Origin of the sequence: Burkholderia anthinoferrum (genome assembly GCF_002925705.1) — a bacterium.
Taxonomy (GTDB): domain Bacteria; phylum Pseudomonadota; class Gammaproteobacteria; order Burkholderiales; family Burkholderiaceae; genus Burkholderia; species Burkholderia semiarida.
Genome location: NZ_LFZP01000039.1, coordinates 57222 through 69937 on the forward strand (window position 1 = coordinate 57222; position 12716 = coordinate 69937).

Annotated in this window: 6 protein-coding genes; 1 reads left to right on the forward strand and 5 read right to left on the reverse strand. The window is 71.3% G+C overall.

Translation table 11 applies throughout. The features are described 5' to 3' along the window. Positions 1 to 8: 8 nt before the first annotated feature. Genes arfB through recC form a run of 4 tightly spaced genes read right to left on the reverse strand, consistent with a single transcriptional unit; the run spans position 9 to position 9755 of the window. Positions 9 to 413, reverse strand: coding sequence for an alternative ribosome rescue aminoacyl-tRNA hydrolase ArfB (arfB, locus tag C5F75_RS12975; RefSeq protein WP_059573930.1), 405 nt, complete (start codon positions 411 to 413; stop codon positions 9 to 11). Beyond that, the gene (locus C5F75_RS12980; protein ID WP_059573931.1) at positions 410 to 2716 is read right to left on the reverse strand and encodes an AAA family ATPase; all 2307 of its coding nucleotides are present in this window, start codon (positions 2714 to 2716) and stop codon (positions 410 to 412) included. Before C5F75_RS12980 ends, arfB begins: the two co-directional genes overlap by 4 nt. Next, positions 2713 to 6420 (reverse strand): exodeoxyribonuclease V subunit beta, encoded by a 3708-nt coding sequence (gene recB / locus C5F75_RS12985; protein ID WP_059573932.1) that lies wholly within the window; start codon positions 6418 to 6420, stop codon positions 2713 to 2715. Before recB ends, C5F75_RS12980 begins: the two co-directional genes overlap by 4 nt. Beyond that, on the reverse strand, positions 6417 to 9755 hold the full coding sequence (gene recC, locus C5F75_RS12990; RefSeq protein WP_059573933.1) for an exodeoxyribonuclease V subunit gamma: 3339 nt from the start codon (positions 9753 to 9755) through the stop codon (positions 6417 to 6419). The genes recB and recC overlap by 4 nt, the downstream gene beginning before the upstream one ends. A 182-nt stretch (positions 9756 to 9937) precedes the next feature. Between recC and C5F75_RS12995 the strand changes: the two genes are divergently transcribed. Continuing rightward, on the forward strand, positions 9938 to 12229 hold the full coding sequence (locus tag C5F75_RS12995) for an FUSC family protein (protein ID WP_059573934.1): 2292 nt from the start codon (positions 9938 to 9940) through the stop codon (positions 12227 to 12229). A 207-nt stretch (positions 12230 to 12436) separates the two neighbouring features. Here the strand turns inward: C5F75_RS12995 and C5F75_RS13005 are convergent, their stop codons facing one another. Further along, on the reverse strand, positions 12437 to 12598 hold the full coding sequence (locus tag C5F75_RS13005; RefSeq protein ID WP_006476417.1) for a hypothetical protein: 162 nt from the start codon (positions 12596 to 12598) through the stop codon (positions 12437 to 12439). Between the last annotated feature and the right edge of the window lie 118 nt (positions 12599 to 12716).

Sequence of the window (12716 nt, forward strand, 5' to 3'; positions counted from 1 at the left end):
GTCGTTCGTCAGTCGACCACCTTCCCTCGCCCCGACTTCACCACGCTGCGGCGCGACTTGTGTTCGAGCCGCCGTTCTTTCGACGCACGCGTCGGCCGCGTCGCGACCCGCGCACGCGGCGTGTACGCGACGCTGCCGATCAGCGTATCGAGCCGCGCGAGCGCCGCCTCGCGGTTCTTCTCCTGCGTCCGATATTCCTGCGACTTGATCACGACGATGCCGTCGCGCGTGATGCGCTGGTCGGACAGCGCGAGAAGCCGCTCCTTGAGCACCGGCGGCAGCGACGACGCGCGGATGTCGAAGCGCAGATGAATCGCGCTCGACACCTTGTTCACGTTCTGCCCGCCCGCGCCCTGCGCGCGCACGGCGGTCCATTCGACCTCGGCCGGATCGAGCGTGTAGCGGATCATCATCGCGAAACCTCCATGCGGCGCCGGGCGAGCGCCTCGTCGATGCGGGCCGCGAGCCCCGAATCGCGCTGCGTGCGCGTCGCGACTGCCTGCGCCAGCACGCGCCGCGGCCCGATCACCTGCACGCGCGTGCGGGCGCGCGTGACGGCCGTATAAACGAGCTCGCGCGTAAGCACGCGGCCGAACGACGCGGGCAGCACGAGCGCCGCCTCGTCGAATTCCGAGCCCTGCGATTTGTGCACCGTCAGCGCGAACGCCGTCTCGTGCGGCGGCAACGCGGCCGGCGACACCGCGCGCACGGTGCCGTCCGCGCGCCGGAACCACACGCGCAGCACGCCGTGCGCGTCGGGCAGCGCAATGCCGATGTCGCCGTTGAACAGCCCCAGCGCATAGTCGTTGCGCGTAACCATGATCGGCCGCCCGGTGAACCAGTGCGCGCCGACCGCGAGCGGCACGCGCGCCGCGTGCCGCACGTGCGCGGCCACCAGCGCATTGACGTGTTCCGCGCCACGCGAGCCGCCGCGGGTCGCGCACAGAATCCGGAACCGGTTGAGCGCGTCGAACAGCGGCAGCGGATCGGGCACCGGCGCGGCCAACGCGTCGCGCAATGCGTCGAGATAGGCGCCGAAGCGCCGCGCGAGCCGCTCGACCGTCGACGACGTCAGCGTGTCGCCCGCATCGTCATGAAACGACGCGGCGGCCGAGTCGTCGGCAGGCAGCGCATCGAGCGCCGCCTGCACATCGCCGCGGCGGATCGCGAGCGACAGACGTCCGATCGGCGAATCGAGACCGAACCGGTAATTGCGTTCGAGCCACACGACGCAATCCGCGAGCGGTGCCGGAGCGGACGTGCCGGCGGACGCGGCGGCGACTTCGCCGGTCAATGGCGATGCGGCGGCCGTCACCGACGCGAGCGCCGCATCGGCTGTGTCGAACGGCGGCAGCTCGACGGTGTCGAGCCACGCGAGTTCGTCGGCCTCGATCCACGCGGGCGCAGTGCCGCCCGATACGCTGACATCGGCCGGTGCCGACTCCGCGTGCGATGGCGGCGCGATGCCGGGCGACGACGCTTCGTCGTCCTGCGGTTCGTCGTCGAAGAGCGACGCCTGTCGCGCATCGACTTTCGGCCGAGCCGCCGGCTTGCGTGAAACGGGTACGGACGCCGATGGCGACGCCGAAGCCCGTACGGAAGCGGAAACCGGATGCGCGGCCGGAACCGCAGCCGGTGCGGCTTCGTCCGGCACCGGCAACGCCGCGACGAACGCCGCCTCGTCGATGCCCAGCGCCTGCGCGATGCGCGTGCGCGCCGCGGCCGTGAACGCCGGCCGCGCGCTCAGCTCCGCGAATACGGCGCCGGCCTCGACCGCGGCCAGTTGATCCTTGTCGCCCAGCAACACGAGCCGCGCGCCCGGCGCGAGCGCGTCGAGCAGATGCGCGGCGAGCGCGACGTCGATCATCGACGCCTCGTCGACGACGATCAGATCGTACGGCAACGGATTGTCGCGATGATGCCGGAAACCGCCTGCTCCACCGCCGCCCAGCAGCCGATGCAGTGTGTACGACGTGTCGGGCAGGCGCGCGGCGAGTTCCGGCGGCAGATCGCCGGCGCGCGCGTGCAGCGCCTCCTGCATCCGCTGTGCGGCCTTGCCGGTCGGTGCGGCCAGCGCGATGCGCAGCCCCGGGTGCGCGTCGAGCAGACAGGCGAGCACGCCGACGACGGTCGTCGTCTTGCCCGTGCCCGGCCCGCCGCTGACGATCGTCACGCGGCCCGTCAGCGCGACGATCGCCGCGACGCGCTGCCAGTCGACTTCGCCAGTGGCCGGCCCGAAGTAACGGGCGAGACTGTCGCGCAACCGGTCGGGCGACAGGCGTTCGTCCGGCGCGGCGACGCCGGCCTGCGCGACGAGCGCATCGGCGAGCCGCCGTTCGTAATCGAAATAGCGCGACAGGTACAGGTGATCGAGCCGGTCGACGATCAGCGGCCGCTCGTCGCCGCGCGCGAGCGTGCCGAACGCGACCACGCCGCTTGCGGCCAGCGCCGCGCGGACCTCGTCGAGCGGCGCTTCGTAGCGCTGCGCGAGCGCGCCAAGCGCGACGCACACGTGGCCGCCGGCGGTCGCGCGGCTCGTCGCGAACGCGGCGCGCGCCGCCCAGCGTGCCGCTGCGGGCGGCGCACCGGCACGCCGCGCGAGGTCGCCGATGCGGCGCGCGAAGCCTTCCGCGAGCGCGATGCCGAAATCGGCCGGCTCGGGCAGCCGCGCGACGAGGCCGCCGGTGAATTCGAGCATGTCGTCGGATGCGGTCATGCGCGGCTCCCTTCCATCATCCGGTCGAGTGCGTCGACGAGCGCGCGCGCGGGCCGCCGCGCATGCACGCCGGCCGGCTCGCCGCCGCTGCGCCAGCCGGGCCGCACACCGCGCACGAACAGGTACAGGTAACCGGCGATGTGCGTGTCGTAGTCGTAATCGGGCAGGCGGCCACGCAGGTAACGGTGCAGCGCGACCGTATAGAGCAGCGCCTGCAGGTGATACGCGTGATCGGCCATCGCGACGTCGAGCGCGCGCGGGCCGTAGGCATCCGGCGTCGTGCCGAGGTAATTCGACTTCCAGTCGACGATCCAGAAACGGCCGTCGTGTTCGACGATCATGTCGATGAAACCCTTGATGAAACCGGCGAGCGTACCCGCCTCCAGTGCAACGTCCGGATAGCCGTGCGCGACCAGCAGCCGGCGTAGCGCCGTCAGGTCGAGCGACGGCGCCGGAAACAGGAAGCCCATTTCGTCGAGCCGCTTCGCCGGATCGAGATCGGCAAGCCGCATGCCCGGCACGAGCTCGGTGTGCACGACGTCGTCGACGAGCCGCGCCATCATCGCCGGCAGGCGCGTCGCAAGTTCCGGCTCGGCCTCGACCGGCCGGTCGTGCAGCGCGCCGAGCGCGGCGGTGTGCCACGACTCGGGCTCGGTGAACCGGCTGAGCTCGAACAGGCGGTGCAGGCATTCGCCGGCCGCCGCGCCGCGCGGGAACATGAGGATGTCGTCGTCCGGCGGGCCGGCCGAGGCCGTATCGGCCAGTATCGGTTCGCCGTCGGGCGTCACCGCCGCAAGCGCATCGTGATCGGGCCGCAGTTCGTCGTCGGGCACGGCCGCGACGCCCGCCTCCTCCCGCGCCATCGACGCGGTCAGCGAGCTGAAGCTCGCCATCCGCCACGCATCGCGCAGCACGCGTGTCGCATGGCGCGCCGCGAGCATCTGCGACGCGTCGTGCCCGGCTTCGAGACGCTCGCGGCGCGCAGGCACCGGCAGCGGCGCGACGCTCACGGGGCCGCCCGCGAGCGCGTGCCACGCCGCGTCGAGCGCGGCTTCGTCGGGCGGCTCGTCGAGCCACGCATCGAACGCAGCGCCGGCCCCCGCGACGAGCCAGTTGAGCACGCTGCGCCGCGCTTCGCGCGTCGAGCGCGACGACAGGTAGGGCCCGGCGACGACATAGCAGCGATAGACCGCGCGCGTGAGCGCCACGTAGACGAGCCGCGCGCGTTCCGCGGCCTGCTCGCGCAGCGCCTGGCGCGCCGCGTGCGCGGCCGCTTCGTCGTCGCATCCGTAATGCAGCACCGCATCGCCCGCCTCGTCGTGATACTCGCGCGCATCGGGCAACGCGGACGACGGCGGCTCGCGCAGCCCGCCGTCGTTCAGGAACGGACAGAACACGATCGCGTATTCGAGCCCCTTCGACTTGTGCACCGTGACGATCTGCACGAGATTGCGATCGGATTCGAGCCGCAGTTGCGCTTCCTCGCCGCCGCCGTCGAGCCGTTGCGCGGCGAGCCAGCGCAGCGTCGGCGCGATGCCCGGCTGCGCGGATGCACGGGCCTGCGTCAACTCGGCCAGATGGTTGATGTCGGTCACGCGGCGCTCGCCGTCCGCACCGGCCATCAGCCGCTCGGCGATCCGCAGCTCGCGCGTGAACGTGCGCCACATCACCGCGAAACCGCGTTCGCGCCACAGCAGCCGATACCGCGAGAAGCGCTCGACCCAGCTCATCGCGTCGGCACCGTCGGCCGCCGGCGCGCCGGGTGGCGCGCCGCCGTCGCCCTGCTCCATGCGCCACAGCGCGCCGGCATCGAGCCCGAACCAGTCGGACGCGAGCGCCGCGCGCAGGCGCCGCAGGTCGCCCGGCGCATCGATCGCCGCCAGCACGCGTTCGAGCTGCTCGGCGTCGCCGGTCAAGAACACCGACGCCTGCGCCAGCTCGACGCTGCCGATGCCCCACGTCGCGAGTACGCGCTTCACGAGGCTGCCTTGCCGGTGCGTCTGCACGAGCACCGCGATGTCGCCCGGCGACAACGGCGTGTCTCCCAAGCGCACGCGCCCTTCACGCGCGCCGCGCATCAGCCGCGCGATCTCCGCCGCGCACGCCTGGGCGGCCTGCGCCTGCGCATCGCGCTTGAGCAGCGTGCGTTCGCCGCCCGGCAGCGCCCACACCCGGAAATCGCCGGCGGGGCCCGGATCGGTTTCGTCGACGAACGGCGCACGCACGCGCGTGCCGGCGCGCACCGCGTAATAGTCGAGCCCGTCGAGCACGAACGCGCGCGGATTCGACATGAACAAGCGGTTGCACGCGTCGACGATCGCGGGCGTCGAGCGCTGGTTGACCGCGAGCGTGTAGCACGCGCTCGCCCGTGCGCGCGCGGCGAGATAGGTATGCAGATCGGCCGCGCGGAAACTGTAGATCGCCTGCTTCGGATCGCCGACGAGGAACAGCGGGCCGCCCGGCGCGAAGATCCGGTCGAAGATCGCGAACTGCAGCGGATCGGTATCCTGAAACTCGTCGATCAGCGCGGCCGGATAGCGTGCGCGCAGCGCCTCGGCGAGCCACGGATGCGCGTGCAGCGCGTGATACAGGTTCGCGAGCAGATCGTCGAACGACACGACGCGCCGCGTGCGCTTGCGCTCGGCCAGCTCGCGCGGCGCCATGTCGAGCCATTCGGCGATCAGCGCGAGCCAGCGCGCGCGCTGCGTGGCCTCGGCCGCGGCCACGGCGGCCTCGAGCGCGTCGGCCACGTCGAAGAACGCGTGGGCGGGCGTCGCACCGCCTTTTTTCGTCGCCTTGGTCAGGGCGGTTTGCGTGAGCTTCAGCGCGGCTTTCGGCAGCGCGGCCGTCGCGTCGCCCTGCGCGAAATGCGCCGCCCACGCGGCGAGCGCATCGGCGAGCGCGTCGGGCTTGTGCGAGCGCTGATTGAGCGCGGGCTGCGCGGCGCGCAGCAGCGCATCGATCGCGTCGCGCTCGGCCGCCCACATCCGCGCGGCCTCCGCGAAGCATTCGGCCGCGGCCGCTTCGGCCGATTCGTCCGGCTCGGTCACGCCATCCCAGCGCAGCGCGGCAAGCGGCTTCTTCAGCCGGCGTGCGAGCTGCGCATCGAGCGCGGCCGGGCCGGCGCCCGATTCGACGAGCCACGTCGCGAAGCCCGGCCAGCGCGCGGCCGCCGGTTCGACACGCGTGCGCCAGAAATCCGCCGCGAGTTCGAAGCGCAGCGACGCATCGTCGGCCTCCATGTCGAACGCGAACGGCATCGCCGCCGCGAACGGCGCTTCCTGCAGCGCGCGCTGGCAGAACGCGTGGATCGTATGGATCGCCGCCTGGTCGAACGCGCGCAGCGCACGCCGGATCCGCTTCACGGCCGTCTCGGGATCGAGCGCGCCGTCGTCGCCGAGCGTGGTCTCCAGCAGGCGCGCGATGAACGGATCGCCGCCGTCGTCGCCCGTGTCGAGCGCATGCGCGAGCTGCGCGAGCCGGCCGCGAATCCGCTCGTGCAACTCGGCCGTCGCCGCTTTCGTGAACGTCACGACGAGGATCTCGTCCGCGCCGAGATCCTTTTCGAGCAGCAGGCGCACGTACAGCGCGCAGATATTCCAGGTCTTTCCGGTGCCGGCCGACGCCTCGATCTGGTTGACGCCGTCGAGCGGGCACGCGAATACGTCCAGTTCGAGCGCCTGCTGCTGCGCCCCGGCGCTCATGCGACCTCCTTCAGATGTTCGACGAGCGGCTCGAACACGAGCCGCGCGAGCGTGCCGAACGGCTCGTCTAGCGACGGATGCGCGCCGCGCCACGCGATCGCGATGGCCGGATCGTCGGCTTCGCTCACGACCCGCTCGTTGATCCACACGCTCGCGGCCTTGGCCTCGCCGTCGGACACCCGCGCCCATGCACTGCGCGGGAAAAACCGCAGCGGCATGCGCCGCCCCGCGCGGAACAGCGCGGCCAGCGGCGCGAGCCGTTCGAGCGGCGCCGCGACGGGCGTCAGCTCGAACGCGCCGCCGCTGCCGAACCACAGCGTGCGGCGCGGGCCGCCGGGCTCGATCGCACAGTAGACGAGATGCGCGAGCCACGCGGACAGGTAGTCGCGCGCGCTCGGCCGCGCATAGCGGTAGATGACCTGGCCGGCCGGTGTCAACCGGTTCAGCGTGCCGTGCAACTCGAGCGGCGCGCTCACCGCGTCGGCCGCCAGCATCGCGTCGTCGGCACCGAACAGCGCCTGTTCGGTGTCGGGCCATTTCGGCACGACGGCGAGCGAGAACGGCCGCCGCTCGATGCCGCCGGCCAGCGCACCGCGCACGTTCGACGCAAGCTGCGTCATCGAGCCGAGCGCCTGGTCGCGCCACACCGCGCCCGTCGCGCCGCCGGGCAGTTCGGGGCTCGCGTCCGCGATGCGCAGCGCGTGATCGTGCACGCCGCCCTCGCCCGCTTCGATCAGGAGCGGCAGCACGCGCTCGGCAAGCGCGTCGCTGCCGGCGAAGTCCAGCGCGAACGGCTCGGTATCGAGCAGTTCGGCCTGCGCGTCCGCCAGCACGATGCCGAGCCGGCCGCGCAGCAACGCGCGCGCCGGATGCCGCCAGAAACGTTCGAATTCGCTGAACGCGACGGGCTCGACCGGCTCGGCCGGCAGCGGCTGCGCGAAGAACGGCTGCTCGCGCGGCCCGCCGCGCGACGCTTCGGCGGCCAGCAGCGACGCAAGCGTCGCCCGCTCGGTGTCGTACGAAACGAGTTCGCTGCCGGGCTGGAAATACGCGGCCGCGAACGGCTGCAGCGGATGCTCGACGATGAACGCGCGCCGCGCGGCATCGACCGCATCCGGGGCGGCGCCGGGCCCCGCCGTGACGATCGCCAGATGATCGAGTAACTCGTCGACGAGCGCGGCGGGCGGCAACGGCGCATTGTCGCGGATGCTGCGGCCCGTATAGGCGATCAGCAACCGGTCGCGGGCAGCCAGCAGCAGGTCGAGAAACAGATTGCGCTCGTCGTCGCGGCGCTGCCGGTCGCCCAGCTTCGGCAGCACGGCCATCAGGTCGAATTCGTCCGCGCGCGCGAGGCTCGGCAGCACGCCGTCGTCCATCCCGAGCAGGCAGACGATGCGATACGGCAGCCCGCGCAAGCTCGTGAGCGACGAGAACGTGACGCCGCCCCACGGCACCCCGCCGCGGGCCGGATCGTCGAGCGCCGCGGTGAGCCCCGCGCGGACGACGGCCGCCGGCAGCGCCTCGTCGGGCGCGCCTTCCGTCATCGCGGCCAGCATCGCGTCGAGCGCGTCGCGCACGCCGGCCAGCGCGTCGGCATACGCGGCGCCCGAATCGAAGAAGCGCGCGAGCGTGTCGGCGAACAGCTCGCTCCAGCCGCGCGGCGTGTGCGACTGCGCGAGCCGCCGCGCGAAGCCGTCGAGATCGTCGGTGAAGCGTGCGAGCCGGCCGAGCAGTTCGGCCTCGCTGCCCGTGGCCGCCTCGATCGGCAGCCATGCACCGATCGGCGCCGCGCCTTCGGGCATCGCATAGCCGAGAAAGAGCCGCGCGAGCGCATCGGAGAACGTATGGCGCGGCGCGGGCACGGCCGCGTCGTCGCTCGCGCGCGGCGACAGCCCGCGCCGCGCGCCGGCGGCCGCGAGCCAGGTCTGCACCGTTTCGAGCGCGGCCGCGTCGATGTCGTAGCGCGCGGCCACCGCATCCACGCGCAGCCATTCGACCAGCTCCGGCGCGCCGACCTGCCGCTCGGGCAACGCGAGCCAGTCGAGCAGCACGCGCGCGACCGGGTTCGCCTGCGACGGCGGCAGGCCGGTGATCCGGTACGGCACCCGCGCGCCGCCGGCGCCTGCGGTGCCGAACACCGCGTCGATCAACGGCCCGGCCGCGGCGAGATCGGCGACCGCAACGAGCACGTCGGACGGCTGCAGGCTCGCATCGGCGTCGAACCACGCGAGCAGCCGGTCGTGCAGCACCTCGAGCTGGCGCGCGAGGCTGTGGCACACATGCACCTCGATCCCGCGCTCGAGCGGCGTGCCGCCGATGTCGGCCTCCGGCTGCAGTTCGAGGATCGCGTTCTGCACGCGCGCGAGCCACGTCGGTGCGGGATTCTCGACGAAACGCGACGCATCGCCCGACGCCGCGCTTTCAGTCAGCTCGTGCAGCATGTGCAGTTGCGCCTGCGTCTGCCTGCCCCATTCGGCGAGCAGCGGATGGCCGACTTCCTGGTAATCGCGCCGCCCGGCCGCATCGAGCGCCTCGGCGTGCGCGGCGGTCACGATGTCGAACCAGAATTCGCGGCACGGATTCAGCGCGTAGACGCGCACGTCGATCCAGCGCGACAGTTCGCGCAGCAGCGCGACGTGCAGCGGCGGCATCGTCGGCAGCGCGAACACGCTGACCGATTCGGGCCAGTCGGCGCGCGCGACCGTATCGGCATCGAGATGGCGCGCCTCGACGAGGAAACGGTGCGCCGGCGGCGTGCCGCTGTCGCTCAGCTCGGCGAGCAGCGCGCGCCACAGCGCGGCCTGCCAGCGCTCGTCGTCGCGCGCGGCGTCGCTGATCCCGCGCGGCGCGGCGTCGCCCGCGAGCACCGACTCGCCGGCCTGCCACGCGGCCAGCCATTCGGGGCGGTAGGTCAGGTAGTGATCGAGCACGGCCGCGACGCGATGGGCCAGCTCGTAGCGCATCGCATCGTCGGAGGCCGACAGATACGCGACCAGCCGCGGCGACGCGAGCCACGGCGCGTCGCCTGCCGCCTGCGCGAACAGCCGGTAGCAGCGCCACACGAGCCGGTCGGGCGCGAACGGCGAACGCGCGGGCACCGCCAGCACGCGGCCGATCTGCGCCCACAGCCACTGCGCGAGATACGTGAACTCGACGTTCGCGCACACGCCGTTGCGCGCGGCGATGTCGAGCTCGAGGCGGCGGCGCAGCGCCGCGCTCGGCACGATGACCTGTTGCGGCGCCCACGGGCCGTTACGGGCCGGGAACGCGGCCAGATCCTCGAGCAGCGCGTCGGCCAGCGTTTCGTGACGGTTCGAATAGAAAAGATGGAGCATGAAGCGGGCGTCGGAACCTCGGACCGGCGGGGCCGGGCGAACAGGATCACCAAGGATAGCAAATGGGCCGCCGCCGCGAACCTCGGCCGGAAAGCCAGCTTTTGCGAACCGCGAAATACGATAGACTCGTCGCCAGTCAATACGCCGCCCCCGGGCGTCTTCGTCTGCCATTCAGCCCATCGATGCGCTATTCGGTCGAAATCAGAAAGTTTTTCTACAGCCAGTACTTTTTCGGCGGCCTGCGCATCGCGGTCGGCGTGTCGCTGCCGGCCGTGTTGTGCCTGATCGTGTTTCACAACCGCGAGCTCGGCTTCACGATCTCGACGGGCGCGCTCGGCGCGTGCGTCGTCGACATGCCGGGCCCGCTCAAGTACAAGCACAACGAAATGCTCGCGTGCAGCGTGATCGGTTTCCTGGCGGCGCTCGCCACCGGCCTCGCGACACCGAACATCTTCGCGCTGTGGCTCACGATCGTGCCGCTCACGTTCGTGCTGTCGCTGATCGTCGTCTACGGCAACCGCTGGCCGCAGATCAGCTTCGCGACGCTGTTCATGATGGTGATGACGCTCGAGGAGAAGTTCACGCCGCTGCAGGCGTTCGTCAACGCCGGCTGGATTCTCGCGGGCGGCCTCTGGTACACGTACTGGGCCACGCTCGTGTCGCAGTGGCAGGCGCGCCGGATCGAGCAGCAGGCGCTGGCCGAAAGCCTGTTCGCCTGCGCCGACTACCTGCTCGCGCGCGCGCAGTTCTACGATCTCGACGCCGATCTCGACGAGTGCTACCGCAATCTCGTCGCCCGGCAGATCACCGCGGTCGAAACGCAGGAAACCGCGCGCGACATCGTGCTGCGCAACCTGCCGAAGCTGCGGCGCGGCAAGCTCGATCCCGGCCGCACGACGATGTACAACCTGTTCATCAACAGCGTCGATCTGCACGAGCTGTTCGTCGGCGCGCACACCGACTACCCGCTCGTGCGCAACACGTTCGGCGGAACGGACCTGATCATCTTCTACCGCGACCTGATCCGCAAGGCCGCGGCCGATCTCGAGGAGGTCGGCCTCGCGGTGCTCGAAAACCGCGCGCCGCATTCGCACATCAGCGTGAAGGCCGAGCTGCGCGCGATCGAGTACGAGATCGAGCTGATGCGCAAGAAGAACTTCGCGGCCACCCACGCGGAAGCCTATGCGGCCGTGGTCGCGACGTTCCGGCGCATCTGGAGCGCGACGCGCCTGATCGACCGGATGCGCCGCAACCTGTCGGGCCGCGCCGATCCGCAGCAAACCGAACTGAAGATCGACAAGGCGCTCACGCGCTTCCTGCAGCGCCGCCGCCTGTCGCCGCTGCTGATCTTCTCGAACCTGAACATGCGCTCGCCGAGCTTTCGCCACGCACTGCGCGTGACGATCGCCGTGGCGGTCGGCTTCTGGATCGGGCGCCTGCTGCCGCTCACCAACGCATACTGGATCGTGATGACGACCATCATCATCCTGAAGCCCGGCTACTCGCTGACCAAGCAGCGCAACGCGGCGCGTATCGTCGGTACGCTGATCGGCTGCGCGGCGAGCGTCACGCTGATCTACACGGTGAAGGACACGCACCTGCTGATCGCGATCATGTTCGGGTCGATGGTGATGAGCTACAGCCTGCTGCTGTTCAACTATGCGGCGAGTGTCGTGTTCACGTCGTCGTACGTGCTGCTGATGTTCCACCTGCTCGCGCCGGGCAGCATGCGGATCATCGGCGAGCGCGCGATCGACACGGTGGTGGGCTGCATGATCGCGATCGCCGCGAGCCGGCTGTTCCCGTACTGGGAATACCGGCTGATGGGCAAGCTCGTCACCGACATGCTGAGCTCCACCCGCAAGTATTTCGAGGCCGTGTGGCGCGCCGGGCGCGGCATGTCGCCGCCGACGGTGCCAGCCGCCGACGGTGCCGCCGTCGTCGCGGGCGTCGCCGCGGCGATCGAATCTCCGGCGGCCAGCCTCGACGACGACTACCGCTACCGGCTCGCCCGCAAGGACGTGCACATCGCGTTCGCGAACCTCGGGCAGGCGTTCCAGCGGATGATGATCGAGCCGAAGGCGCACCAGCGCTTCGTGCCCGAACTGAACGACCTGCTCGTGCAGACGCACGTGCTCGGCGCGCAGATCACGGCGGCGGCGCCGCTGATCCGCAGCGCGTGCGCGGCCGACGGCGGGCTCGTCCACGACGACGCGCTGCAGCGCGGCCTGGCCGCCGTGCTCGACAATCTCGAGAAGGCCGAAGCCGGCGAGCCGCCGCCGGCTGACCAGCTCGAAGCATCGAAGCAGATCACGCGCGATCTCGATGCGATGGTCGTGTCCGCGGAAAAATCCGATGCGGTCGGCGCCGAGCTCACGCACGACCTGAAGGTGCTCGCGCACCAGTGCAAGCAGATGCTCGCGTCGTCGCTGCTGATCCGCAAGGACGCGAGCGTGATCCGGCTGCCCGCCTGAGCGCGGATGTCCGTGTTCTACGCGCGGATCCGCCCGAAATTCGCGCCCGCGTCACGTTGACGCACGGCCGACCTGTCGATACGGCGCGCCGGTTTCGGCGCGCCTTCCGCTGACCCGGTTCCGCACGGCGCCCGTCGCACCGGAAGCCGCGAATCGACGCCGTTCGCCTGCCGCGCGCGCGACCCGAGCGGGCCGCGCACCGGCACGTCAGTGCGACGCCGCGCTCGCGGCCTCGGCCGGATGGGCCTCGTCGTACGCGTGCTTCTGCGAAATCGCGTTGTACAGGATCGTCCCGATCACGAGCAGCACGGCCACGACGATCAGGATGCTCACATTGCGGACAGGGTTCTTCTTGCGCTGATCGTTCATGGTCGGTGCTGCTCCGTCAAATTCCTCGAAGCGGGCATTCTACGCGCTTGCGCCCGCGCCGGGCCGCCCCGTTCGCCGGCCTCCGTCCCCGGCTTCTCCCCTGCTTTCCGCAAGCTTT

Bases quoted from the DNA above. Each gene is read 5' to 3' on its own strand.
- arfB (WP_059573930.1), bottom strand. From the start codon at position 413: ATGATGATCCGCTACACGCTCGATCCGGCCGAGGTCGAATGGACCGCC.
- C5F75_RS12980 (WP_059573931.1), bottom strand. From the start codon at position 2,716: ATGACCGCATCCGACGACATGCTCGAATTCACCGGCGGCCTCGTCGCG.
- recB (WP_059573932.1), bottom strand. From the start codon at position 6,420: ATGAGCGCCGGGGCGCAGCAGCAGGCGCTCGAACTGGACGTATTCGCG.
- recC (WP_059573933.1), bottom strand. From the start codon at position 9,755: ATGCTCCATCTTTTCTATTCGAACCGTCACGAAACGCTGGCCGACGCG.
- C5F75_RS12995 (WP_059573934.1), top strand. From the start codon at position 9,938: ATGCGCTATTCGGTCGAAATCAGAAAGTTTTTCTACAGCCAGTACTTT.
- C5F75_RS13005 (WP_006476417.1), bottom strand. From the start codon at position 12,598: ATGAACGATCAGCGCAAGAAGAACCCTGTCCGCAATGTGAGCATCCTG.